At 39.9% G+C, this 23,565-nt stretch carries 26 protein-coding genes, 1 tRNA gene and 2 pseudogenes; 20 read left to right on the forward strand and 9 right to left on the reverse strand.

Features of this window, described 5'->3' with window-relative positions; all coding sequences use genetic code 11:
* Positions 1–121 precede the first annotated feature (121 nt).
* The 3 genes from radC to HMPREF9073_RS13155 form a co-directional block, all read right to left on the reverse strand.
* Positions 122–787, reverse strand: a complete 666-nt coding sequence (radC, locus tag HMPREF9073_RS13145; RefSeq protein ID WP_009414273.1) for a DNA repair protein RadC — start codon at positions 785–787, stop codon at positions 122–124.
* A gap of 25 nt (positions 788–812) precedes the next feature.
* Positions 813–1,580 (reverse strand): hypothetical protein, encoded by a 768-nt coding sequence (locus HMPREF9073_RS13150; protein ID WP_157453528.1) that lies wholly within the window; start codon positions 1,578–1,580, stop codon positions 813–815.
* 381 nt (positions 1,581–1,961) lie between these two features.
* Positions 1,962–2,930, reverse strand: a complete 969-nt coding sequence (locus HMPREF9073_RS13155; RefSeq protein ID WP_009414276.1) for a bile acid:sodium symporter family protein — start codon at positions 2,928–2,930, stop codon at positions 1,962–1,964.
* Positions 2,931–3,583: 653 nt separating this feature from the next.
* Between HMPREF9073_RS13155 and atpD the strand changes: the two genes are divergently transcribed.
* Together atpD and HMPREF9073_RS13165 are read left to right on the forward strand one after the other, a co-directional pair.
* A complete protein-coding gene (gene atpD / locus HMPREF9073_RS13160; protein ID WP_009414278.1) occupies positions 3,584–5,092 on the forward strand; it encodes a F0F1 ATP synthase subunit beta in 1,509 nt (502 codons plus the stop codon).
* 104 nt (positions 5,093–5,196) lie between these two features.
* Positions 5,197–5,433: a F0F1 ATP synthase subunit epsilon gene (locus tag HMPREF9073_RS13165; RefSeq protein WP_009414279.1), complete on the forward strand. Its 237-nt coding sequence runs from the start codon at positions 5,197–5,199 to the stop codon at positions 5,431–5,433.
* Positions 5,434–5,499: 66 nt separating this feature from the next.
* Here the strand turns inward: HMPREF9073_RS13165 and HMPREF9073_RS13170 are convergent.
* From HMPREF9073_RS13170 to HMPREF9073_RS13185, 4 genes and pseudogenes are all read right to left on the reverse strand, one after another.
* A pseudogene (locus tag HMPREF9073_RS13170) lies at positions 5,500–6,056 on the reverse strand (AAA family ATPase).
* Positions 6,002–6,679, reverse strand: coding sequence for a nicotinamide riboside transporter PnuC (gene pnuC, locus HMPREF9073_RS13175; RefSeq protein WP_009414281.1), 678 nt, complete (start codon positions 6,677–6,679; stop codon positions 6,002–6,004). The pseudogene HMPREF9073_RS13170 and the gene pnuC overlap by 55 nt, the downstream one beginning before the upstream one ends.
* 27 nt (positions 6,680–6,706) lie before the next feature.
* Positions 6,707–6,967, reverse strand: coding sequence for a thiamine-binding protein (locus HMPREF9073_RS13180; protein ID WP_009414282.1), 261 nt, complete (start codon positions 6,965–6,967; stop codon positions 6,707–6,709).
* A gap of 56 nt (positions 6,968–7,023) precedes the next feature.
* Positions 7,024–7,105: transfer RNA gene (locus tag HMPREF9073_RS13185), tRNA-Leu, on the reverse strand.
* Positions 7,106–7,342: 237 nt separating this feature from the next.
* On the opposite strand from HMPREF9073_RS13185, the gene accD reads away from it, so the two are divergent.
* From accD to HMPREF9073_RS13205, 4 genes are all read left to right on the forward strand, one after another.
* Positions 7,343–8,197, forward strand: a complete 855-nt coding sequence (gene accD, locus HMPREF9073_RS13190) for an acetyl-CoA carboxylase, carboxyltransferase subunit beta (RefSeq protein WP_009414283.1) — start codon at positions 7,343–7,345, stop codon at positions 8,195–8,197.
* A 29-nt stretch (positions 8,198–8,226) separates the two neighbouring features.
* Positions 8,227–8,466 (forward strand): hypothetical protein, encoded by a 240-nt coding sequence (locus tag HMPREF9073_RS13195; RefSeq protein WP_009414284.1) that lies wholly within the window; start codon positions 8,227–8,229, stop codon positions 8,464–8,466.
* Positions 8,444–8,731, forward strand: coding sequence for a type II toxin-antitoxin system RelE/ParE family toxin (locus HMPREF9073_RS13200; protein WP_009414285.1), 288 nt, complete (start codon positions 8,444–8,446; stop codon positions 8,729–8,731). Before HMPREF9073_RS13195 ends, HMPREF9073_RS13200 begins: the two co-directional genes overlap by 23 nt.
* 81 nt (positions 8,732–8,812) lie before the next feature.
* On the forward strand, positions 8,813–9,844 hold the full coding sequence (locus HMPREF9073_RS13205) for a diphosphomevalonate/mevalonate 3,5-bisphosphate decarboxylase family protein (RefSeq protein ID WP_009414286.1): 1,032 nt from the start codon (positions 8,813–8,815) through the stop codon (positions 9,842–9,844).
* Here the strand turns inward: HMPREF9073_RS13205 and HMPREF9073_RS13210 are convergent.
* Positions 9,832–10,171: pseudogene (locus HMPREF9073_RS13210) on the reverse strand (DUF488 domain-containing protein). The gene HMPREF9073_RS13205 and the pseudogene HMPREF9073_RS13210 overlap by 13 nt on opposite strands.
* A gap of 82 nt (positions 10,172–10,253) precedes the next feature.
* Between HMPREF9073_RS13210 and HMPREF9073_RS13215 the strand changes: the two are divergent.
* From HMPREF9073_RS13215 to HMPREF9073_RS13250, 8 genes are all read left to right on the forward strand, one after another.
* Positions 10,254–12,047 (forward strand): chloride channel protein, encoded by a 1,794-nt coding sequence (locus HMPREF9073_RS13215; protein ID WP_009414288.1) that lies wholly within the window; start codon positions 10,254–10,256, stop codon positions 12,045–12,047.
* Between the two features lie 60 nt (positions 12,048–12,107).
* Positions 12,108–13,301, forward strand: coding sequence for an ATP/GTP-binding protein (locus HMPREF9073_RS13220; protein WP_009414289.1), 1,194 nt, complete (start codon positions 12,108–12,110; stop codon positions 13,299–13,301).
* On the forward strand, positions 13,298–13,909 hold the full coding sequence (locus HMPREF9073_RS13225) for an RloB family protein (protein WP_009414290.1): 612 nt from the start codon (positions 13,298–13,300) through the stop codon (positions 13,907–13,909). The genes HMPREF9073_RS13220 and HMPREF9073_RS13225 overlap by 4 nt, the downstream gene beginning before the upstream one ends.
* The gene (locus HMPREF9073_RS13230) at positions 13,906–14,718 is read left to right on the forward strand and encodes a DUF2262 domain-containing protein (protein WP_009414291.1); all 813 of its coding nucleotides are present in this window, start codon (positions 13,906–13,908) and stop codon (positions 14,716–14,718) included. Before HMPREF9073_RS13225 ends, HMPREF9073_RS13230 begins: the two co-directional genes overlap by 4 nt.
* Position 14,719: 1 nt before the next feature.
* Complete coding sequence (locus HMPREF9073_RS13235) at positions 14,720–15,730, forward strand: virulence RhuM family protein (RefSeq protein ID WP_009414292.1); 1,011 nt, start codon at positions 14,720–14,722, stop codon at positions 15,728–15,730.
* A 35-nt stretch (positions 15,731–15,765) separates the two neighbouring features.
* On the forward strand, positions 15,766–17,736 hold the full coding sequence (gene dnaG, locus HMPREF9073_RS13240; RefSeq protein ID WP_009414293.1) for a DNA primase: 1,971 nt from the start codon (positions 15,766–15,768) through the stop codon (positions 17,734–17,736).
* A 95-nt stretch (positions 17,737–17,831) separates the two neighbouring features.
* Positions 17,832–18,098 (forward strand): hypothetical protein, encoded by a 267-nt coding sequence (locus HMPREF9073_RS13245; RefSeq protein ID WP_009414294.1) that lies wholly within the window; start codon positions 17,832–17,834, stop codon positions 18,096–18,098.
* Entirely contained in the window at positions 18,095–18,541 is a 447-nt protein-coding gene (locus HMPREF9073_RS13250; RefSeq protein WP_009414295.1) for a PIN domain-containing protein, read from the forward strand. Before HMPREF9073_RS13245 ends, HMPREF9073_RS13250 begins: the two co-directional genes overlap by 4 nt.
* Positions 18,542–18,647: 106 nt before the next feature.
* Here the strand turns inward: HMPREF9073_RS13250 and HMPREF9073_RS16600 are convergent, their stop codons facing one another.
* Complete coding sequence (locus tag HMPREF9073_RS16600; protein WP_353936366.1) at positions 18,648–18,716, reverse strand: hypothetical protein; 69 nt, start codon at positions 18,714–18,716, stop codon at positions 18,648–18,650.
* A gap of 18 nt (positions 18,717–18,734) precedes the next feature.
* Between HMPREF9073_RS16600 and HMPREF9073_RS13255 the strand changes: the two genes are divergently transcribed.
* The 6 genes from HMPREF9073_RS13255 (at position 18,735) to HMPREF9073_RS13280 (ending at position 23,179) form a co-directional block, all read left to right on the forward strand.
* A complete protein-coding gene (locus HMPREF9073_RS13255) occupies positions 18,735–19,625 on the forward strand; it encodes a DUF4837 family protein (RefSeq protein WP_369699440.1) in 891 nt (296 codons plus the stop codon).
* A gap of 9 nt (positions 19,626–19,634) precedes the next feature.
* Positions 19,635–20,783, forward strand: a complete 1,149-nt coding sequence (locus HMPREF9073_RS13260; protein WP_009414297.1) for an ankyrin repeat domain-containing protein — start codon at positions 19,635–19,637, stop codon at positions 20,781–20,783.
* Positions 20,784–20,916: 133 nt separating this feature from the next.
* Complete coding sequence (locus HMPREF9073_RS13265; protein ID WP_009414298.1) at positions 20,917–21,111, forward strand: twin-arginine translocase TatA/TatE family subunit; 195 nt, start codon at positions 20,917–20,919, stop codon at positions 21,109–21,111.
* Positions 21,112–21,156: 45 nt separating this feature from the next.
* Positions 21,157–21,474 carry a heavy metal-binding domain-containing protein gene (locus HMPREF9073_RS13270; protein ID WP_009414299.1) on the forward strand — a complete coding sequence of 106 codons (318 nt, stop codon included), beginning with the start codon at positions 21,157–21,159 and terminating at the stop codon, positions 21,472–21,474.
* A gap of 53 nt (positions 21,475–21,527) precedes the next feature.
* Positions 21,528–22,547 carry an A/G-specific adenine glycosylase gene (mutY, locus tag HMPREF9073_RS13275; RefSeq protein ID WP_157453529.1) on the forward strand — a complete coding sequence of 340 codons (1,020 nt, stop codon included), beginning with the start codon at positions 21,528–21,530 and terminating at the stop codon, positions 22,545–22,547.
* 170 nt (positions 22,548–22,717) lie between these two features.
* Positions 22,718–23,179 (forward strand): hypothetical protein, encoded by a 462-nt coding sequence (locus tag HMPREF9073_RS13280; RefSeq protein WP_009414303.1) that lies wholly within the window; start codon positions 22,718–22,720, stop codon positions 23,177–23,179.
* Positions 23,180–23,565 lie beyond the last annotated feature (386 nt).

Here is a 23,565-nt window from a genome sequence, read left to right on the forward strand (position 1 = left end):
AATCAATATTCTGTTATATCGAACTGACGTTAATTAACAATCAGCAAGTTGCTTCAATCCTTAATTGATACTATTACCTGTTAATTGTTACCTGTTAATTGTTACCTATAATTGTTACCTGTTAATTGTCAATTGAATAGTATTCTTTTTCTGTAACGATTACGTGGTCTAAGAGTTTGATATCCAAAGTATCACCAGCGTTTCTCACACGTTCTGTGAGTTCTATATCCTCTTTGCTGGGGGTGGTGCTCCCCGAGGGGTGATTATGCACTAAAATCAGTGAGACAGCACCTTGTTCTAAGGCATTTTTGAAGAGTAGTCGTATATCCACAGTAGTATGAGTGATGCCCCCTGAAGAAAGTCGGCATTTGTGAATCACGCGGTTGGCACTGTTGAGGTAAAGCACCCAAAATTCCTCGTGAGGCAGGTCGCCAATAAGGGGTTGCATCAAAGTAAAAACGTGTTGAGGAGCTTCAATTTTAGGTTGAGGTTCAGGAGTTTCGGCAGCGCGCCGGCGACCCATTTCGGTGGCGGCGAGAATCGTAATTGCTTTGGCTTCACCAATCCCTTTGAAGGCAGTGAGTTGCGCCAATGTTTGTTTGCCTAAAGCCGTGAGACTGTTGCCTACTGAAGCCAATATACGTCTGCTCAAAGCAACTGCACTTTCATTGGCAGCCCCTGAGCCAATGAGAATGGCTAAAAGTTCTGCATTGCTCAAAGCTGTTTTCCCCTGAGCCATCATCTTTTCGCGAGGTTTATCGGTGTCTTCCCAGTTTTTGATAGTCATAATTTAATTAGGGTTTTAGGTTGTTTTAATAATACTCTATGATTCTCTTTTTTGTAGTTGTGAGTTTGCCGTCTTCGTATTCCTTGACGACAGTGGCACTGCCTTGGGCATCGTATTCATACTCGTAAGTGGTAGTAACCGAATAAGTAGCGTACTTCTGTTCACGTTTTTCTAAATAGCCCTTGCTGTTGTAGGTATATGTAGAGGTTAAAAAAAGCTCATTTTCGCTGCCTATGTAAAACTCTCCTTTAATGACTTGTCCTTTTTTGTTATAGGTTAGTACATTTTTCTGTTTACTTCCATTCTTGTGTTCAATATTTATTTCAGTCTTTAGATTAGTATGGTCATAAGTGTAGTTCATTACAATCTTTTCGTCATCTTTTTTATAAACATCTGTTCGGGTAAGCTCTAAGCCTTCTGGGTTTAGCTTACTTATGCTTTGGTATAGGATATCTCCATTGCTGTTGTAAGCCGTTGTTTTCACTTCATCAGCCGTGCGAGTAACGTATATTTTTCTTGCCGCCTGTTCAGCCTTGTCATCATCAGGAGGGGTTAAGCGAACTGCTTCGGTATAATAGCCTTTTTCATCAAAAGTATACAACATTGAATCAGAGGCTTTGGTTATCTCTTCAAAATAAACTCTATCAACATTGCCGTAGTAATAGGTTAGTTCGAGCATTTGTTTTACCTTGCCGTGCAATTGGTTATCTTCTAAATCTGTAGAAGGTTTAAAGTGTATTTTACAGCCTACAAAGGCTATTAAAATCATTGAGATGATTACTATTCTTCTCATAAGGATTAGTTTTTAGTTATTAGAGGGTATTGGACAAAACTCGGACATCTGGATTGTCTTTTATTTATCTTCTCGATTCCCTTTTTATATGTTTATTAATTGATTTTCATTGCAATATTCACTATTGGATATTTCGGACAATTATCAGACATTGTTTTTAAAAATGTAGCGAGAACTCTTATTATCGCCCTCATTCTTAAGTAATTCTTTTTGGGTTAAATCAAATAAATATCTACGAGCTGTTCTCTCAGAAATATTGTTCATTTCTTGATATTTCTTATTGTTACTCATACACCCAGTTACGCCAACTCGCTGGCTTTACCTGACACCTGAGACCTAACACCTGTCACCTATCACCTGTTACCTGTTACCTGTTACTTGTTACCTGACTGACAACTTATTCGCCAGCCAACTTACGTAAAACAGCTGAAAACTGTGATATAGCATAATTGGTAGCAGGAATATTACTTTGTTGTCATCGGGAATACCCAAAACCATCATAAAGAGACTCCCGTGTACCAACGATTTTTTTGAACCACAGAAAGTGGTTGTAATCGTGTCCTCACGACTGAAGTGCAAACGCCTTGATGTCCACCCCAAAAGGTGATACACTATAAAAAACAAGCCTACTGCAGCTAAGGCAATAATTGCGAAAGTAATAGGCGGTACACTGCTAAACACGCGATTTACAAAAGCTGTTGAAAAACTCTCGTAAACGATGAGTAAGATAATGAGTCTGTCAAACTTACCGATGAGCTTGCCATAGCGTTCTATAAATTTCTTGCACAGCGGATTGAGCAACAAACCTAACACAATAGGCAACAATACTTTCAATAACAATTGTTGAATGATAGCCCCTTGATCTACAGCCGCTCCGCTACTGTTTTCCAAAAAAGGCTGCATCAGCATAGGAGTAGCAAAAATACCGATAAGTCCCGAAATAGAAGCGTTGAAAATCGCTGAAGGCACATTCCCTTTGGCGATAGAAACCATCACCACCGATGATGAAACCGTAGAAGGCAAGCACGCCAAGAAGTATATCGAGAGCCATAACACGTAAAAATCAGTACCCTGTGCTATCTTGTAGAAAGGCATTACCAAAAGCGGAAACAGTACAAAAGTAGCTGCCTGCACCAAGAGGTGTAATTTCCAGTTTTTGATGTCATTCAATACCTCACGAAGATTTAGTTTGAGTCCGTAGAGCAGGAAGATAATCACAATCCCCCAATCGATAAAAGTACCGAGGTTGAAATAAGCATTATAACTTTCGCGATAGGGGAGGAGGTAACCGAGGAGCACCATTGCTACCAAGAGCCAGAGAAAAGTGTTTTTAGTAAATATTTTGTTCATATTCTTTTATCCATTAATGTAATTAAGATAAACGGAATTTATTTTGAAAACCGTAAACAGTGTTTACGATTTTTTTTATGATTGTAATAACTAAGAAAGATTTTGGTAAACAGTTCATTTGTCCCTTTGTTAAATAGTGTTTCACTCATTTGCTAAGTTTGATTTTGCAAAGTTAATAATAATTTTGCGATTGAAAGCAGAAAACCCTATAAAACAACAATTAGCGCCCTTAAAAAACTACCTCGCATAATTTCTCAATGTTTAAAAATGAACCCCTATTACTCTTAAATTAACATTTTAACATTAAAGATTGTAAGATTTAACAGTAATTTAACATAATGGGGGGTAAAATTTGTATCTTTGCCCCGAAATATTTGCTTTTATTTTAAAGTCCTGATTTTTTTATCTCCTTTCATCTATTCTCTGTAAAGAAAAATCAGGCAATTACAAAGAAAAGTAGGGGATACTCTTTTCTCTCTTATCCCCGCTTTTTCTTTGTAATACTACAACGAGTATCACTCCTTAATAAAAAAATCTTTTTTTATTTGTTACTTTACAAAAAACTTCCTACATTTGCGCGATATTAGAAAATAGAAATTAGGAAATAGGATTTTTTCTTACTTCCTACCTCTTAACTCTTAACTGAAAAAAATATGTTTCAAAAAGGAAAAGTAGCTCAAGTTATTGGTCCGGTGGTAGATGTAGAGTTTGCATCGGATAAACAACTGCCTCGCATTTACGATTCTTTAGAAATCACCAAACCCGACGGCACTAAACTTATATTAGAAGTACAATCGCACATAGGCGAAGATGTAGTACGCGCTATCTCTATGGACTCTACCGAAGGGCTTAGCCGTGATACCGAAGTAATCGCTACCGGTAGCCCTATCAAAATGCCGATAGGACACGATATTTATGGTCGCCTCTTCAACGTAATTGGCGACGGTGTAGACGGTCTTGGCAACCTGCCCAAAGATGGCGATAACGGTTTGCCTATCCACCGCGAAGCCCCTAAATTTGAAGAACTTTCCACTACTACCGAAGTGCTCTTCACCGGTATTAAAGTCATCGACCTTATTGAACCTTATGCCAAAGGAGGTAAAATCGGTCTGTTTGGCGGTGCTGGTGTAGGTAAAACGGTGCTCATCCAAGAGCTTATCAACAACATCGCCAAAGGTCACGGCGGTTTATCAGTATTCGCTGGGGTAGGCGAACGTACCCGTGAAGGGAATGACCTCCTCCGCGAAATGATTGAATCAGGCATCATCAAGTATGGCGATGCATTTGTAGAATCAATGGAAAAAGGTGGCTGGGACTTGAGTAAAGTAGATAGAAATGCTCTTAAAGAGTCCAAAGCAACTTTCGTATTTGGGCAAATGAACGAACCCCCTGGAGCACGTGCGCGTGTAGCTCTTTCTGGACTTACCATTGCTGAGTACTTCCGCGATGGCGCTGGTGAAGGACAAGGAAAAGACGTGCTTTTCTTCGTCGATAATATCTTCCGTTTCACCCAAGCAGGTTCTGAAGTATCTGCTTTGTTAGGGCGTATGCCTTCAGCGGTGGGTTACCAACCTACGTTGGCTACCGAAATGGGGGCAATGCAAGAGCGCATCACCTCTACCAAACACGGTTCTATCACCTCAGTACAAGCGGTATATGTACCTGCCGATGACCTTACCGACCCTGCGCCGGCTACTACCTTTGCTCACCTCGATGCCACTACCGTACTTTCGCGTAAAATCGCTGAGCTCGGTATCTACCCTGCAGTAGACCCACTCGACTCTACTTCGCGTATTCTTACCCCCGAAATTCTCGGTAAAGAACACTACGAGTGTGCGCAACGCGTGAAAGAACTCTTGCAACACTACAAACAATTGCAAGATATCATCGCTATCCTCGGTATGGAAGAACTTTCCGAAGACGACAAGATTGCGGTAGCTCGTGCACGCCGTGTACAGCGTTTCTTGTCACAGCCTTTCCACGTAGCCGAACAATTTACCGGATTACCAGGGGCTTACGTAGATATCAAAGATACTATCAAAGGCTTTAATATGATTCTCGACGGTGAACTCGACCACCTCCCTGAAGCTGCCTTCAACCTTAAAGGTACTATTGAAGAAGTAATTGAAGCTGGTGAAAAAATGCTTGCTGAAGCGAGTTAATTAGAATATCATATACTTGTCAAAGTCCTTAATTGCGCCTGTGCGGCTTGCACCTTTGACAAAGTTTTAAACAATAACAAAAAAAGCCCGTGCGGCTCGCACTTATGACAGTAGAAATCCTCTCTCCCGAAGCCCTTTTGTTTAAAGGTGAAGTAACCGCAGTGAATGTTCCTGGGGCTAAGGGACCTTTTGTAATATTAGACCACCACGCCCCTATCATTTCAATGCTTACCGCGGGCGAGGTTACCCTTTTTGAAGGTAAAAAAGAACTGAAATCTTTTACAATTAGCGGGGGCACTTTGGAGTGTAATCACAACAAGGCTGTCATCCTCGCCGATTAGTAGTGTAGTAATTCATATAAAAAAATCCCAAGTATTATTTTCAACAATACTTGGGATTTTTATTTTCTATTCCTTATTTCCTAACCCTCTATCTCTTACAAAAAGCATCCTCTCTGCAACACTTCCTTTTAAAATTTGATATTTTATACTCGGTCGTCTAATTGTTTTTGAAAGAAAGTAAAAACACTTTCACGTTCGTAAGGTTTGTCGCGTAGGTCGTCGGCTTGCCAAGGTACATCTATATAGGTAAGGAAAATAGCATCGTAATGATGGGCAAGAGCAGCGTGCTCTATCAATGGGTCGCAGTAGCCATAGTAAAGATACGAATAAATCATCAGTTCTAACAGACAAGTATCACAGAATAACACTTTATTAGCTTGCTCAATGCGCTTGTTTTCAAGAGCTATTTGTCCGCGGGCGATAGGCAGTAGGTCATCGGGGGTACAAGTGAGGTGCTGGGTATCCCACTTGTGCTGCAAATAAGTGCGCATATACTCCTCAACCCATACGGTTTGGTAACGCTCGGCAAGGATACGACTCAGCGTAGTTTTGCCCGTACATTCAGGACCTATAAAGACGATACGTTTGAGGTCACTCTCTCGTTGCGCAAGTGTTTTTTCCATTCTATATAGCCCATTATGGCGATGATAGTGAATAATAAATACTGAAAAGAAGTGAAAAGCATTCCTTTTTTGAAGTAGAGCGGCACCGAAATAAGATCTCCGAGAATCCAAAAAAGCCAATTCTCTATCTTGCGTTTTGCCATTAGCCACATTCCTACTAAGAAAATGGCAGTAGTGAACACATCAACATATTCAGTAGGGAGGAAGTTGTGAAAACCTAAGGAAATGCCCTGCATTGAAAAATCGTTCTTGATATAAGGTTTGAGGTAATATACTATGGTTACAAAACTCAAACTAAACAGCCCCAGAAGCGCACATATTTGCCAATCACGGCGCGTAGTAACCGAAATGGTAATTACATTATTCTGTGCGTTCTTTGCCCACAACACCCAGCCGTAGATGCTCATTGCTGTATAATAAGCATTGATGAGCATATCACCCCATAACACATAGTGCCATAGCAAGTACACAAAGAGCACCGTGCTGATAATACCCGTAGGGTATACCCAAATATTTCCTTTTTTAGCATACCACACACTGAGGAATCCAAAGATAACCCCAATAATTTCGAGCACCACCAAATGTGTCTCTACTCCTCTATATTGCGCAAAAAAATCAGTCATTCGTCATTCGTAATTTGTCATTCGTCATTAGAAAAACGGTTTATACTCGTGGCGATCGGATTTTACGATTTTTATGTACATCAATCCGCGTTCTACCAGCTCGAGGGCTTCTTCTATTTCGGTAGTGAGCATGCTCATTACTTGGGCGTAGTCGCCATACACTTGAGTGCTAAGAGGATTTTCTTGCACGATAAGCCCAGAGGCGCGCAATTTTTTGATAAAATGAATGATAGGTTGCTCGAAATCATCTTGCAACGGACTGAAGGTAAGTTCTACTGATACTTTCATACTTATTATTGATTAATAACAAAAAAGGCTGCCTGATGTAGGCAGCCTTTTGCAAGTGCGGGTGAAGGGACTCGAACCCCCACGCCGTGAAGCACTAGATCCTAAGTCTAGCGTGTCTACCAATTTCACCACACCCGCAAAATGATGAACTTTTGTTTGATTGACGCGGCAAAGGTACAACAGTTTTTTGAATCTGCAAATTTTTTTAAGATTTTTTTATCTACTGCCAATTCCTCAAGTGATTTTTTCAACTTCCCTTACTAATAGAACAAATCTTTAGTTTTTTTAACCTTTAGCAATCATACTATTTGTTAGCTAAAAATTGCTATTTAAAAAAAACTTTGTACTTTTGCACTTCACTAAAACTAATTGATTATGTCTTGGTTTAAAAGAACAGCAAAAGGAATACAAACCTCAACTGAGGAAAAAAAAGATATCCCTAAAGGATTATGGTATAAATCTCCCAGCGGTAACATCGTAGAACAGGACGAGTTAGCCACCAACTTCTACGTAAGTCCCGACGATGGTTACCACGTGCGTATAGGCAGTAAAGAGTACTTCCAAATATTGTTTGACAACAACGAATTTCAAGAACTCAACCCCGAAATGACTTCTAAAGACCCCCTCAATTTCGTGGATACCAAAGCCTATACCCAACGCTTAGAAGAAGCTACACAAAAAACAGACCTTAAAGATGCCGTACGCACCGCTGTCGGTAACTCCAAAGGCAAACCTATAGTAATAGGCTGTATGGATTTCGCTTTCATCGGGGGCTCTATGGGAAGTGTAGTAGGTGAAAAAATCTGCCGCGCTATCGACTATGCTATCAAACACAAACTCCCCTTCTTAATGATTTCTAAATCAGGAGGCGCCCGAATGATGGAAGCTGCCCTTTCACTAATGCAAATGGCTAAAACCTCTATCAAACTCGCTCAGCTCGACGAAGCCAAACTGCCTTACATCTCCCTCTGTACCGACCCTACTACGGGAGGTATTAGCGCTTCATTTGCAATGTTAGGCGACATCAACATCGCCGAACCAGGCGCCCTCATAGGCTTTGCAGGTCCGCGTGTAGTGAAAGATACCACAGGGCAAGACCTCCCAGAAGACTTCCAAACTGCTGAATTCTTACTCGAACACGGCTTCTTAGACTTCATCGTAAACCGCAAAGAACTCAAAGACAAGGTAAATCTCTACATCGACTTAGTGATGAACCGCCCAGTGAGATAAAGGGTAACCCCAAAAAGACCAACAACAATATGAACACACTTGTCTTAAACAAAAATATTAATTTTGAAGAGTATCAACAAATAGTTGATTACTTTGCTACCATAGGGATTGAGGTAACCAATCCTTATGAATACCCCTCTCTAATTACAGATGAGGATAGAGAAGCAATTGCTTTAGCTCGCGAAGATGTTAAAAATGGTAATTGGATTGATGGAGGAGAATTGTTTGAGATTATCAGAAAAAAGTATGCGAGTAAAATGGTCGGGTAAGGCAAGAACAGAATTAGAAAACACTTTAGACTTTTGGAGTGAAAACAATAAATCCGATACTTATTCTGTGAAAATAGCAATTGAAACAGAAAAAGTTCAGAAAGAAATAGAAGAAGATCCTTATTTTTTAGCTCAATACATAGAAGAAGAAAATGTTTATCAACGCATTTTCTTTAAAAAGAAGTTTATACTTTACTATGAAGTCAAAGAAGATATTGTAATAATTCTCAGATTCAGAAGCGCTAAACAAAAACCCTTATTTTAAATCAAAGTCCTCGCTAACTTTACTCACATACCCAGCTGCGCCAACTCGCTGGCTTTACTTGTTACCTCTTACCTAATAAAAATGACAACATTCAAAGCACCCAGTAACATTGCCCTCGTAAAATATTGGGGCAAAAAGGGAGAACAACTCCCCGCAAACCCTTCTATTAGTTTTACACTTACGCATTGTTATACCCAAACTTCTATCGATTATGAACGTAGAACTGAATCTTCTATAGCTTCAGGCGATCCTTTTTCTTTTAACTTTAGCTTTGATGGACAACCTAAACCATCCTTTCACCCTAAAATCAGCACTTTTTTCGAGCGTATTCTCCCTTATCTACCTTTTTTAAAGGATTATCACTTCAACATTGCCTCTCATAATTCATTCCCACATAGTAGTGGTATTGCCTCTTCAGCGAGTGCTATGGCTGCCCTTTCGGTATGTTTGATGAAAATAGCTGTAGAATTAGGAGAAACTTATACCGAAGAAGCCTTTTGGCAAAAAGCGTCTTTCTTAGCGCGCTTAGGTTCGGGTAGTGCTTGCCGTAGTGTAAAAGGCAGTATCGTTGTATGGGGCGAACACCCTGCTCTTACAGGCAGTTCAGATGAGTATGGCATTACTTACCCCCTACCCGTTCACGAAGTTTTTCAAAATTACCAAGATACTATTTTACTCATCGACCGAGGTCAGAAACAAGTGAGTAGCACCGTTGGGCACAACCTGATGCACGGCCATCCTTTTGCCGAGGCTCGTTTTGCACAAGCCAACGAGCATATCAACCAACTCGTTAGCAGTTTTGCTTCCGGTGATTTAGACCATTTTATGGAGATTGTAGAAAGCGAAGCCCTCACCCTTCACGCGATGATGCAAACCAGCATTCCATACTTTATCTTAATGCATCCCAACACCTTAGAAGTTATTCAGCGCGTGTGGCAATACCGAAAAGACACCAAAGTACCCCTCTGCTTCACTCTCGATGCAGGCACCAATGTACACTTGTTATACCCTAAAACTTCTATTACAGAAGCAAAATGGTTTATAGAAGAAGAATTAGCGCAATTCTGTGAAGGGCGACTCTACATTCACGACGAAGTAGGTCAGCTTATTTGAGATAGCAAGATAGGTAAGGCACTCCTGTCAATCTCTTTGCTGGCAGTAAGCAAGGTTACCATTTTGTGTGCTTTCAGCGTTTCGCAAAAAGCAGGAAAATCCACATTGTGTTTTAGTTCTTCAGTATAATCCTTTTTAAAAGCATCGAAATCACCGTCTTGGTGATAGCGTTTGCGCAATTCGGTGCTTGGGGCGATTTCCTTTGCCCAAAGGTCTAAAGCAAGTGCTTCTTTTTTAATGCCGCGTGGCCAAAGGCGGTCGGCAAGTACTCTAAAACCATCGTTAGGGTCGGTTTTCTTCATATACGCGTTTGAGATGTATTTCCATTGTTTATCCGTATTAGTTCGTACAAAGGTAGTAAAAAAAGTAAATATTTCGTACTTTTGCCGCTGATTTTTCAATATAAACAATGACTACCCACCCACAACATCTTCTCAAACGTCTTTTAATTTGGCGTGTAAAACATATTTCCGATAGGCATTTCATCCTCATTCTCAGCGGGGTAATAGGTATTGCTACAGGCTTAGCGGCTTTGGCAATGCGCTCGTTCACGCACCTTATTCAGTGGCTGTTAGACGGTAAACTCGCACAAACAATTACCTACGGTTTTTATTTTATCCTCCCGATGTTAGGTTTTGCCATTGTGTATTTAGTAAAAAAATATGTAATACGCCACGATGTAAATCACGGAATCCCCTCAATTCTCTATGCAGTAGCGCATCAAAAAGGGATAATGAAACGTTATCAGGCGTATGGCAGTATTCTCACAGCTCCTATCACTATTGGCTTTGGGGGGTCGGTAGGGCTCGAAGGGCCTATGGTAGTAACAGGAGCAGGCATAAGCTCTAATATCTGTAGATTTTTTCACATCAACCAATCTAACCGAATGTTGCTCTTAGCGTGTGCCTGTGCAGCAGCTTTGGCAGCTATCTTCAAAGTGCCTATTGCAGCCATATTGTTCGCTATCGAGGTTTTTGGCTTAGATTTAACGCTTTCATCGCTCATACCACTGTTTATTGCTTCCCTTTGTGGGGTATTCACCTCTTATTTCTTCTTTGGTAGTGAAGTGCTAATCCCAATGACGATTACACGTGCTTTTTCATTGCAAGGCATTCCGTTTTACATTCTTTTAGGGGTTGTAGGCGGACTGATGTCGGCTTATTTTACCTATATTTATGAAAAAATCAACGCTGCTTTCAAAAAAATCTCCTCCCCTTGGCTGCGAATTGTGGTAGGTGGAGCTCTTTTGGGGTTGCTTATTTACATAATGCCACCGCTTTACGGCGAAGGACACGAGATTATCAATCATTTGAAAGAGGGTCACCCCGAATTATCACTGAGTAGCAATATTTTCGGTTGGGATTTATCCAAAGCGTGGGTGATTATCCTACTTTTGGCAGCGCTCACCTTTGCCAAAGTTGTCGCTACCTCGCTCACCTTTGGTGCAGGAGGTGTTGGGGGTATCTTTTCACCTATGTTGTTTATGGGCGGAGTGATGGGCAACTGCTTCGCACGGATTATCAACGAGTTTCCTATTTTGGGTTACAAGGCAGCTTTGCCTAACTTCACTTTGGTGGGAATGACTGCCCTAATGACGGGCGTATTGCACGCACCACTTACAGCCGTTTTCCTCATCGCAGAGGTAACTGGAGGTTATTCGCTGTTAGTACCCGCGATGCTCACCGCCGCGGTATCGTTTTCAGTAGCCAAATATTTCAATAAATATTCTATTTACACAATGGAATTAGGTAGAAAAGGGGAACTCATTTCGCAAAATAAAGACCAATCTATACTCACCCTAATGGATTTCAACCAAGTGATAGAACACAATTTCACCCCCGTATATACCGATATGAAACTCCGCGAGGTAGTGTACAATGCGGTGCGCGAATCAAACCGCAACATCTACCCCGTACTCGACCGCGAAACGGGTACGCTACAAGGCGTAATCCTGCTTGACGATATCCGGCACTTAATTTTCGAAACCGATTATTACGACAAGATTCCTGCCGTAGAACTGATGCAAAAGCCACCTGCTATCATAGAAATGGGCAAGGACAAAATGAGCACTGTAATGGATAAGTTTCAGCACACCGGCGCGTGGAATCTACCCGTAGTAAAGGACGGCAAGTACGAAGGATTTGTTTCCAAATCAAAATTACTGAGCATTTATAGGCGAAAACTAATCTATTTCACCCAATAAAATATTGCTTTATCAAAATAATTGTGTAACTTTGCGACTTTAGAATATCAGTTATAAAAAATGATTGTAAATTTTAGCATTCAAAACTTTGGATCTATCAAAGAAAAACAAACTCTATCATTTGAAGCCGATGCCTCTAAGCATTTAGAAGATACTTATGTAGTCCATACAGCAGGCAAACGACTGTTGAAGTTGGCGCTTATCTATGGCGCCAATGCTTCAGGAAAAACAACGATACTCAAAGCCCTTGATTCCTTAAGGGATTTAGTTGTGAACCCTAAAGAAAAAAAGACAGATATTTTGTATTTTGACCCTTTCCTTTTTGATGCTCAAACACCTCAACAACCTACAAAGCTATCTATAGAATTTGTACACAAAGAGGTTTACTATCAATATGAAGTAGCTTTTACAAGGCAAGCAGTCATTTGGGAAGCCTTGTTTAATACTTCTAAAAAAATATTAGTTTACAAACGTACTACTGATATAAAAGAACAACTCACCAAAATTAGTTTTGGCGATAATATAACGATTGATAAGAATGCTAAACAAGTATTGGAGCTCAATACTCTTTGGAACAATACCGTATTAGGAGGGTTCTTAAAGACAAATATCAATCTTAAAGAGTTTAGACGAGTGGCTGATTGGTTTGCGAATTATTTAAAACCTATCATAGCACCTCAAACGCAATTAGGCCACTATATAACAGAAAAAATAAATGAAAGAGAATTAGCAAAAGAAGAAGTTCTGGAGATTTTAAACAAGGCCGATTTTAATATTTCAGATATTATTATTCAAGAAAATAAAAAGCAAAACAATCTTTTCTTAGAACATACTATTGACAATATCTCTTATAACTTGCCCTTAAATATTGAATCCGAAGGCACCAAACGCTTCTATGGCTTTGCAGGACTCTTAGCTCTTCTTATCAAAACACCTACTATTTTCCCTATTTATGCGTTAGAAAGCTCTTTACACCCCGACCTTTACACTCATTTCTTGCTTTCCTTCCTGCAGAACGCTCAGCAGTCGCAACTTATCGCTACTACTCATAACCGTGAACTTTTAGGCGATACCGATATTTTTAGAAATGATGTAATATGGTTTACTGATAAAGGCGAAGATTGCGCTACCCAACTCTATTCCTTAGCCGATTTTGATACTTCTACTATAAAAAATATGCTCAATGCCTACAAAATAGGAAAATTCAGCGCTGTACCTCGTTTGTCCGATACTTTTATTGATGTAGCACAATGAGAAAAAGAAGAAACATATCCACCCAACAAGCCTTTGCTGTAGTAGTAGATAGCGAAACTGAATATTGGTATTTACAAATGCTTAAACGCAATGAACCTAATATTCTTTTTGATATAATGCCTAAATTTCTACAGAAAAAAAATGTCACCCAACAATACAAATTGGTTACAGAATTATCAAAAAAAGAATATGACAAAGTTTTTTGGATAATTGATTTAGATATCTTGCTAAAAGAAGAACGTGAAAAGAAAGACACCCCTTCATCACTCCAAAAGTTTTTAAACTATTGGCAACAACTTTCAAAACAAGATAAAGTTGTAGTGATAGTGAATAATCCTTGTTTAGAATACTGGTTTTTATTGCATTTTCAAAAGACTACTAAAGTGTTTACAGCTCGTACAACAACCGAAAAACAAGTTAGCAAACATTTACGAGGTTATGAGAAAACAGAAAAATTCTTTAAGAAATCTGATGATATTTACAAACAACTAAAACCTCATCTTCAAACAGCTATAAACAATGCTACTACTTTAGGAACCTTTGACACTTATAATCATTCAAAAGCAATATCCGAAATGCCTTTGCTTTTTAAAACCTTACAACTATGAGTCCACAAACTGTACAGAAATTCTCTGATGAGTTCCTTCCCGAAGAAAAGGAACTTATCGTGCTCATTGAAAGTCCTACCAATGGAGCAGCTTATTATAATGGAGCTTGGGTACCTTCTAACAACCCTTTGGCATATATTGATGTAAAAACAGGTGAACTTTGCGAAGAGAATATCCGTTTGGAATGGTTAGCAACTGATGAAAGTAATTGGAAGTATTATTTCGCTCCGTTAGAAGCTTTCCGCATCAAAGTACGCCCTAAAAAGCCGGAATTCTCACACCCTGAGCAACGTTGCTTTATGTTGGTAGCAGTCTTGGAAGAGAACGTAACCGAACCTCGTTTCGATCCTATTATTGAGGAGTACAACACCGAAGTTACTTATGAAGATGAAGATTTTAGTTTAGAACTCAACCGAGAATACGATTGGTTTGAGGGTGAAATCCTCTACACCGATGAAGATGTGCAGTTCACCATAGAAACTACGGAACTAAGTGAGCTACAAGATATCTTAAAATCTTTCAAAAATGCTACTAAGGGCAAATTCGACAGATGGGTAGCAACCCTCAAAACCTTTGCCACTGAAAAACTTACTCCCTTAGCTAACAAATGGCAAAAAGAAGCAGATGCTACTACCCCTGAGATTACTCCCGAGCGTTTTGCTCAGCGTATGAGTATCACAAGTATCATTCTTTTTGAGGAGGAACGTTTTTGTATCTATTTTGATGACGACGATATGTTCTGGGGGCACGCCATTGCCGTATACGGGAACCTCAACGGCGAGCTCGAAGAGGCTACTATCGAGGGGTAAAATGATTGACAAACAAATAAACCCTATGGACTCACAGTTTCTCATATACCAAAATCAAGAAGGAGATGTTAAGATAGATGTACGCTTCCAAGATGAAACGATATGGCTTTCATTAGACCAAATGGCTACTCTTTTTAGCCGTGACAAATCTACTATATCACGACATATTAAAAACATTTTTGAAGAAGGAGAACTATACAGAAATTCAGTTGTTGCAAAATTTGCAACAGCTGCCACCGATGGTAAAAACTATCAGGTAGAATATTACAATCTCGATGTGATCATCTCAGTAGGTTATCGAGTAAAATCACAACAAGGAACGCGTTTTCGTATTTGGGCAACTCAACAACTCAAAGAGTATTTAATCAAAGGTTTTGTGTTAAATGACGAGCGTTTTAAGCAAGGTACTGCGATGAACTACTTCGACCAGCTCCAAGAACGCCTCCGTGAAATACGAATCTCTGAACGGTTCTTCTACCAGAAGATTAAAGATATATACAAAACCAGTATAGACTACAATCCTCAAGATGATCAAACCATAATGTTCTTTAAGGTAGTGCAAAACAAACTCCTATGGGCGGTTAGTGAGCAAACAGCAGCCGAGATAGTCTATAATCGTGCTAATTCCTCTTTGCCCCTTCTGGGAATGCAATCCTACGACAAAACAGCTACTGCCACTATTAAAAAAAGTGAAGTAAGCATCGCCAAGAATTATCTCAACGAAGAGGAAATAAAGCTTTTGGGCTTGCTTGTAGAACAATATTTAGCTTTTGCCGAAACTATGGCACAACAGCAAACGCCTATGTATATGAAAGACTGGATAGCCCGCTTGGATATTATCCTGCAACTCAATGGCAGAGAGCTCTTACAACACGCTGGTAAGATTTCACACCAAATGGCCATAGAGAAATCTGCTCAAGAGTATGAAAAATACCAAACTAAGCAACGCCAAATAGAACGTGAAAACAGCCTTAAAGAATTAGAGGACGACCTGAAACAATTAGCAAATTAACCCCTCTTATCTCTTACCTCTTATCTTAAAAAACAGTGATTTCAAAAAATACCATAGATAAAGTATACGACCAAATGCGGGTGGAGGAAGTCATCGGCGACTTCGTCCAACTCAAGCGTGCAGGGTCTAATTACAAAGGGCTGAGTCCGTTCTCCAATGAGCGGACACCCAGCTTTATGGTCTCGCCCGTAAAGCAAATATGGAAAGACTTCAGTAGTGGCAAAGGGGGTAATGCTATTGCCTTCCTAATGGAGCACGAGCACTTCACCTACCCCGAAGCTATTCGCTATTTGGCTAAAAAATACCATATCGACATTGAGGAAACTCAGCAATCTTCGGAAGAAAAAGCACAAGCCGATGAGCGCGAGAGCCTCTATATTGTCTCAGAATACGCACAACAATATTTTCAAGACACCCTCTTTAATACCGAAGCCGGTAAGGCTATCGGTATGACCTATTTCAAAGAACGCGGTTTTACCGAGGAAACAATCCAAAAATTCCGCTTAGGCTTCTCGCCCGATGAGTGGACTGCCTTCACCGATACCGCCCTTGCCAAAGGCTATCAGTTAGAATTCTTAGAAAAAACGGGGCTCACCATCGTCAATGGCGACCGTAAGTTCGACCGCTTCAAAGGGCGTGTAATGTTCCCCATTCACTCTATGAGCGGACGCGTATTGGGCTTCGGAGGGCGCATCCTCACCAACGACAAGAAACAAGCTAAATACCTCAACTCTCCCGAAAGTGAGATTTACCATAAAAGCAAAGTGCTCTATGGAATCTTCTTTGCCAAACAAGCCATCGCCAAAGCCGATAACTGCTATTTGGTTGAAGGATATACCGATGTAATTCAAATGCACCAAAAGGGTATCGAAAATGTAGTAGCCTCAAGCGGAACAGCACTTACACAAGACCAAATACGGCTCATTCACCGCCTTACACCCAACATCACAGTGCTGTACGACGGCGATGCCGCTGGCTTACGGGCTTCTATTCGCGGGGTAGACCTCATCTTGGAGCAGGGTATGAATGTGAAAGTCTGTACCTTCCCCGATGGCGATGACCCCGATAGTTTTGCCCGCAAAACCGCCTATGAAGACCTCGTGCTATACCTCGAAAACAACGCTACCGACTTCATTCGTTTCAAAGCCTCCCTCCTAATGCAAGAGGCGCAGAACGACCCTATCAAAAAAGCCGAAACCATACGTGATATGGTAGAGAGTATCTCTAAAATCCCCGACCTTATCAAGCGGGAAGTATATGTGCGTGAATGCGCTACCATTATGGACATCTCGGAACAGGTGCTCTTCTCTACTTTGGCACAAATCCTCAAAAAGGACTTTTATGAAGGACAAAAAGTAGAGCGCAAGCAAAAAGCCGCGATGCAAGTAGTGCAAACTCCCGAAGAAGCACAGAAACGCACCGTAAACCGCTTAGAAGTCTTAGAGCACGACCTCATCAAAAACCTTTTGCTCTACGGCAATAGAGAATGCGTATTCACCGATACCATACTCGTGGAAGAAGAAGACGGCACCCTCAAAGAACAGCAGGTACAGCAAACGCTGAAAATCTACGAAAAGATATTCCTCGAACTCCAAGAAGACGAAATAGAACTCGCCAACCCCGATTTCAAACAAATCTACGAACTGTTGATGGGCAAACTCAGCGAAAACCCTAATTATGACGTCAATCGCATCGCCAACGAGTTGCCTATAGAACTAAGCGAAAAAGTATCAGGAATGTTGTTAGACGACGAAAACAATCAGCTACACGATTGGAGTAAACGCGACATCGTCCCCAAAGCAAAAGATGCTCATCTTGAAACTATTGTAGGCGATATCATTCTCAATATTAGGAGTTTGTTAGTACACCACCTCATCCAAAGTCTTACGCAGCAAATGGCACAAGCTAACGAAGAAGAAAAAAAAGAACTTTTAGAGAACGTAATGAACTACATCCAGTTGCAAAAACTCTTAGCCAAACGCCTCAATATTGTAGTGAATTATTAGATTATTATAAAAAAAACAAGGTTTTAACAACCTTTTGTTTGGCGCAGTTTTTGCTAATTGTTAATTGCCAATTGTTAATTGTTAATTGAATTATTATGCCCTACACAATAACTATCAACGACAATAGCCCAGCAGCTATGAACTTTGTAAAATTTGCTAAAAGCCTTGATTTTACAACCGTTACAAAAACAAAAGAAGCTAAAAAAACAGCAACAATTACTGAAGAACTTGAAGAAGATGAAGATGGTATCCCTATCAAATATCGCGATGAGATTATGGCACTTTCAAAAAAAGTAAACAAAGCTGTTGCTAAACGTTGGGATGAAGCTCTTACTAAAAGAAGTAAAAAACAAACCGTATGATTGTTATTTCAGATAGTAATATTATTTTTAGTTGCTTCTATTCACCTAATGGAGTTTTAGCATCTATTCTAAAGGAAAAAAAGAATAGATTGCAATTTATAGCTCCCGACTTTCTTTTAGAAGAAATAGAGGAACACTTGCCCGAAATATTAAAAAATACAAAGCTAACCAAAAAACAAGCAAAAGCTCTGTTAAAAGATTTTACCCAGAATATCACTTTTTTTAAATTAGATAATATACCACAGAGAAATATTGAAAAAGCACAACGTATAGTTGAATCCATAGACCCCGATGATTATCCTTTTGTAGCTCTTCACTTGGAAAAAGGACATAAAATATGGACTTGTGATGCTAAACTTTCCAATGGTTTAAAAGAAAAAGGTTATAATATATGTGTAACTACTAAAGAAATTAAAGCTAAAACATATAAAAAAAGCTACTAAACAGAGATGCTTAGTAGCTTTTTTCTTAGAAAAATATCACTTTGGAACGATTTTAGCTACACATTTTTACGAAAAGCAGAAAATTATCTTTTTTATGAAACGCCTATTATTCTTTAGCGTGTTGAGCGCTCTCCTTTTTGCAGCTTGCAACGATACTAACAACGGTAAAAACGATACCTACTTGCCCCCTTCAGTGGGTCCTATCAACAGCGTAGCTGTGGTGATTGACAACGACTTATGGGAAGGCACCATAGGTGATACCATTCGCCGTTACTTCGCTGCCCCTGTCGACGGTCTACCTACCGAAGAACCTACCTTCACTCTCCATCAAATCCCCCCCCAAGTATTTGAAGGCAATACCCGCAATAGTCGCAATATCCTCATCGTTCAACGCGGTGATGAGAAAAAAGCGTTTGTAAAAGAAAATCTCTTCGCTAAACCTCAAGTAGTATGTGTAGTACAAGGCAAACAAGTACGCGACATCGCTTGCAAGGTTGAAGAATACCACAAAGAGTTTGTCAATGAGTTTAAAAACAGTGAACTTATCGAAACACGCAAACGCTTTGATAATTCCCTTAGTAAAGACAAACAAGTAGAAAATACCTTAGGTGTTAAATTCACTATGCCTAATGTGTTTAATATCCAAAAGTACGGCAACAACTTCTTTTGGATGGAACGCCCTATCAAAGGCGGTAAAGCAAGCATCATCCTCTACGAAATGCCTCTTGGTAGCATCCCTACCGATGAGGAAGGACGCGCCAAAGCTATTGTGAAAATGCGCGATTCTATAGGCGAAAAATATATCCCAGGCCCCGAAAAAGGTATGTATATGGTTACCGAAACCTACCTTGCTCCCAGCATCAGCGAGGTGATGATCAAAGGACATAAAGCCATTGAAAGCAAAGGCTTATGGGAAGTAAAAGGCTTCGCTCTTGGAGGCCCTTATATCAACTACATCATTGAGGATAAAGCCCATAACCGACTCTTAGTTGTGGAAGGTTTCCTATATGCTCCAGGAGTCGCCAAACGCGATATGCTCTTTGAACTCGAAGCGATTGTCAAATCAATTGAATTTACTCGTTAGTAACTAACTATGAAACACTTTACAGAACGTTACTCCCGCGAACAATTTCAAACTAAAAGTGACATCCTAAGCACTTATCACTCATTAGATAGAAAAATTAATTACTCCCCTTATCTTTTGAGAAGCCTAAATGATTTTCAAAAAGCTTACTTCTTTGCAAAATTTGATAAAAAAGAACTCCCTACAGAACTTTGTGTACGTAGCGCAAAGTTTAACTTCGCTTTACAAGTATGGGAAGTAGCCCAAAAACTCACTCAACAATGGTACCCTTTCCATCTCAATCATGAATGGGTAAAAACTAAAGACCCTCTAAAAAAATTAGTTTTTACCCACAACAAAAGAGCTGAAGCTGAAAACTATTTTAAAGAAATGCTCATTGCCCTATGCGACAGCCCGCTAATCATATCTTCTGAAAGCATTCATTTCTCCCAAAATAACGAGACCTTACAACTGAACGCTTGTGTAAATGAACCAGAAATCAACAACAACATTATAAATAAAATTGCTGACCAATATCGAAACAACAAAACATCTTACTTCTTCAATCAATATAACTGTAGGTTTTCTTATGATGAGATAAAAGACTTTTTTGTATATTGCGATACCGAACTTTTAACTCTCCTCTACGCCAAAGAAACAACCCCTACCCTCACAAAAGAAGAAAATAAACTCTTTAATGCTGTAGATAATTTTGATTGGAAAAATATTGAAAAAACAGTCTCCGAAGGAACAAACATCAACTGCATCAACCACTTAGGATGTACTCCCTTTACCCAATTATTCGATTCTGCTACTTGCAAAATAGCCGAAAACACACCCAACGCTAATGAAGATCTAATTGTACAGCAAACTATCTCTTTAGCCGACAAAATGCTTTCATTAGGTGCTGATATCAACTTCTTTGGTTATGATGGCATCAATGCGCTACAAGTTACCTCATATACTCACAACCCTAAACTGATGAAATATCTACTCAGTAAAGGCGCTAATCCCAATATCAATTATTTCTTAGAAGATGGTGACTACTCCATTATTTCCTCAGCGTTAGACAATATCCTAAGTGACTATGGCATTGAAATAAACGAAGATGAAAAAACAAATTTAGACGCTTGTAAAAGTTTGCTAATAGACGCAGGAGCTATTCGCGAAAAAAACTAAATTCTAAAATCCAAAAATTTCTTCATTATTCATTGTTAATTATCAATTGTTTTATACCTTTGCACCACAAACAAGTAATAGCTAATAGGTAGCACTTTACCTCTTATCTCTTACCTCTTAACTAATAGAAACTATGCTAAGTATATTTTTAGGGGTCGTAGGACCTTGGCAAATCATCATCATTGTAGCCCTTATATTATTGCTCTTCGGAGGTAAAAAAATTCCTGAACTAATGCGCGGTTTGGGCAGTGGTATTCGCGAGTTCAAAGATGCCGCTAAAGACCCCAACGAAAAGAAACCCGAAAACACTGAGAAATCAGAAAATTAGTAAATTTGCTAATCGGCAAATTGACAAATCAAAAAAATTAACACTATGATTTTAACAACAACCCCCACTATCGAAGGACAACCTATCAAACAGTATTTAGGTATCGTTACCAGTGAAACTATCATCGGAGCAAATGCTATTAAAGATTTTATGGCTGGACTTACCGACTTCTTTGGCGGACGCTCCTCTACCTACGAAAAAGTCCTTATCGAAGCCAAAGACTCTGCCCTTGCTGAACTCCAACAACGCGCTGCCCAAAAAGGCGCTAATGCAATCGTTGGCATCGACCTCGATTATGAAACCGTAGGCGCTAACGGCGGTATGCTAATGGTTACTGTTAGCGGCACAGCTGTAGTTATCTAATTAGCAAATTCATCAATGAGTAGCGACACTCTCTAACACCTAAATCCTCACCCCTGAAACCTATTTCCGACAAATTAGAAAATTGGTATGCCACCGCCCAGCGCGAATTGCCTTGGCGTGGCACAACCAACCCCTATAAGGTGTGGCTTTCTGAAATTATCCTTCAGCAAACACGTGTGGTACAAGGGCTCCCCTACTACCAGCGCTTTATCAGCAACTACCCCACCATCACCGATTTGGCAAATGCCCCCGAAGAAGAAGTCCTCAAATTATGGCAGGGCTTAGGCTACTACTCCCGCGCCAAAAATCTACATCACACCGCCCAATATATCGCTACCGAACTGGGCGGCATCTTCCCCAAAACCTATAAAGAACTCGTAAAACTCAAAGGCATAGGCGACTATACAGCCAGTGCCATCGCCTCTTTTTGTTATAATGAACCCTGCCCCGTAGTCGATGGCAATGTATACCGCGTGCTCTCACGTGTGTTTGGCATCGCAACCCCTATCAACAGCACTCAAGGGGCAAAAGAGTTTAAAGCCTTGGCACACGAGTGTTTAGACAAAACCAATGCAGGTGTTTACAACCAAGCAATAATGGAGTTTGGCGCACTGCAATGCACCCCTCAGAGTCCCAATTGCGCTAATTGCGTATTGCGCGACCATTGTTGGGCATTCCACCACAACAAGGTAAACGAATTACCCGTAAAACTCAAGAAAATCACTATCAAAAAACGCTATTTCAACTACCTCGTATGGTTAAACCCCTACGGACAAACCCTCTTGCAAAAGCGTGAAGGCAAAGATATATGGCACGGACTCTATGAGTTCCCGTTACTCGAAACACACACCCCAGCCACTGCCGACACCATAGCTGCCGCTCACCCCACAGCTACCGTGAGTTTATACAACGAAACACCCGTAATCCACAAACTCACACACCAGCATATCTACACTTCTTTTTGGATTATCACCACCCCCGAACCCCTTGACAACAGTATACCCATCACCGATATACACCGCTACCCCGTATCGGCACTCACCGCAAATTTCATCACCAAGTTTTGGAAATAGGAAAAATAGAAATTATTTTATACCTTTGTAGGCTGAATAAAGTCCTAATTTTTTTTATTTGATGGTTATTTGATAGAAATGCCCTTTTAAAAATTAAATCACTGATAATCAATTAGTCTTTATTTGATGATCATTTGATAGAAATGTAAAAATATTAAAACTTATACTCTATGAAATTAACACTCTTACTCGTTATTGCTTGTATTGCCAATACCTTTGCTCAACTCTCACCACAAGCCTTAGACTCCTTACAGCAAGTGAAGTACATCAAAGCAAAGTATGTATTGCACGCCAGTCAAAACATTTCTTTAGCCCCAAGCAGACTCTATACGTTAAAAGGTGAAAAATATTATGGCGAATATGTAACCAAATACGACCACCGAGGCAGCGCTCTGGAGTTTTACAGCGGAGGTTCAGAAGGTTATATACCTCACAAACGCTATAATACCTATGGCAAAGACCTGCCTTTTGAAGCCGATATGTACGAATACCATATCAAAATAGACAAAAAGCACGGCACTATCATCGATAATGGGGAAACACATCGCAATTTCCACTTCATCAAAGGCGAAAAGAAAATAAAAGTCCCCACCAACTCCCAAGGTCGCTTTATCATTTATGAGTATTTATGATAATCAATCGCTTTTAAAGTGCGTGGTGTACGTGGCTGTCCGAAAAGTTTTATTTATGTGGGCGTTTGCAGCACATACCCAACTATCGCTGGCTTTCCTACAGAACAAACTCTGAAAGTGGTTGATAATCAAGGGTTAAATTAACTTGTTGATTATAAACCTCCCCCCGTCCCCCTCCAAAGGGGGAGATGCGATGCAAAAGGGATAACATTCTGTTAATCAATGATTATTATTTTTCAACTCTTGATTCATATTTTAAACCTTGATTCGCATTAATTATAAAAAAATCTATAATTTTCAAGATATTCCAGCTGGTTATGATTTGATTAAAAACTACATTTCAGATGAAACATCTCATATCTTTATTATGTTTGCTAACAATAGCT

This window comes from Capnocytophaga sp. oral taxon 326 str. F0382 (assembly GCF_000318295.1).
Taxonomy (GTDB): Bacteria; Bacteroidota; Bacteroidia; order Flavobacteriales; family Flavobacteriaceae; genus Capnocytophaga; species Capnocytophaga periodontitidis.

Bases quoted from the DNA above. Each gene is read 5' to 3' on its own strand.
- radC (WP_009414273.1), bottom strand. From the start codon at position 787: ATGACTATCAAAAACTGGGAAGACACCGATAAACCTCGCGAAAAGATG.
- HMPREF9073_RS13150 (WP_157453528.1), bottom strand. From the start codon at position 1,580: ATGAGAAGAATAGTAATCATCTCAATGATTTTAATAGCCTTTGTAGGC.
- HMPREF9073_RS13155 (WP_009414276.1), bottom strand. From the start codon at position 2,930: ATGAACAAAATATTTACTAAAAACACTTTTCTCTGGCTCTTGGTAGCA.
- atpD (WP_009414278.1), top strand. From the start codon at position 3,584: ATGTTTCAAAAAGGAAAAGTAGCTCAAGTTATTGGTCCGGTGGTAGAT.
- HMPREF9073_RS13165 (WP_009414279.1), top strand. From the start codon at position 5,197: ATGACAGTAGAAATCCTCTCTCCCGAAGCCCTTTTGTTTAAAGGTGAA.
- pnuC (WP_009414281.1), bottom strand. From the start codon at position 6,679: ATGACTGATTTTTTTGCGCAATATAGAGGAGTAGAGACACATTTGGTG.
- HMPREF9073_RS13180 (WP_009414282.1), bottom strand. From the start codon at position 6,967: ATGAAAGTATCAGTAGAACTTACCTTCAGTCCGTTGCAAGATGATTTC.
- accD (WP_009414283.1), top strand. From the start codon at position 7,343: ATGTCTTGGTTTAAAAGAACAGCAAAAGGAATACAAACCTCAACTGAG.
- HMPREF9073_RS13195 (WP_009414284.1), top strand. From the start codon at position 8,227: ATGAACACACTTGTCTTAAACAAAAATATTAATTTTGAAGAGTATCAA.
- HMPREF9073_RS13200 (WP_009414285.1), top strand. From the start codon at position 8,444: ATGCGAGTAAAATGGTCGGGTAAGGCAAGAACAGAATTAGAAAACACT.
- HMPREF9073_RS13205 (WP_009414286.1), top strand. From the start codon at position 8,813: ATGACAACATTCAAAGCACCCAGTAACATTGCCCTCGTAAAATATTGG.
- HMPREF9073_RS13215 (WP_009414288.1), top strand. From the start codon at position 10,254: ATGACTACCCACCCACAACATCTTCTCAAACGTCTTTTAATTTGGCGT.
- HMPREF9073_RS13220 (WP_009414289.1), top strand. From the start codon at position 12,108: ATGATTGTAAATTTTAGCATTCAAAACTTTGGATCTATCAAAGAAAAA.
- HMPREF9073_RS13225 (WP_009414290.1), top strand. From the start codon at position 13,298: ATGAGAAAAAGAAGAAACATATCCACCCAACAAGCCTTTGCTGTAGTA.
- HMPREF9073_RS13230 (WP_009414291.1), top strand. From the start codon at position 13,906: ATGAGTCCACAAACTGTACAGAAATTCTCTGATGAGTTCCTTCCCGAA.
- HMPREF9073_RS13235 (WP_009414292.1), top strand. From the start codon at position 14,720: ATGATTGACAAACAAATAAACCCTATGGACTCACAGTTTCTCATATAC.
- HMPREF9073_RS13245 (WP_009414294.1), top strand. From the start codon at position 17,832: ATGCCCTACACAATAACTATCAACGACAATAGCCCAGCAGCTATGAAC.
- HMPREF9073_RS13250 (WP_009414295.1), top strand. From the start codon at position 18,095: ATGATTGTTATTTCAGATAGTAATATTATTTTTAGTTGCTTCTATTCA.
- HMPREF9073_RS13260 (WP_009414297.1), top strand. From the start codon at position 19,635: ATGAAACACTTTACAGAACGTTACTCCCGCGAACAATTTCAAACTAAA.
- HMPREF9073_RS13265 (WP_009414298.1), top strand. From the start codon at position 20,917: ATGCTAAGTATATTTTTAGGGGTCGTAGGACCTTGGCAAATCATCATC.
- HMPREF9073_RS13270 (WP_009414299.1), top strand. From the start codon at position 21,157: ATGATTTTAACAACAACCCCCACTATCGAAGGACAACCTATCAAACAG.
- HMPREF9073_RS13280 (WP_009414303.1), top strand. From the start codon at position 22,718: ATGAAATTAACACTCTTACTCGTTATTGCTTGTATTGCCAATACCTTT.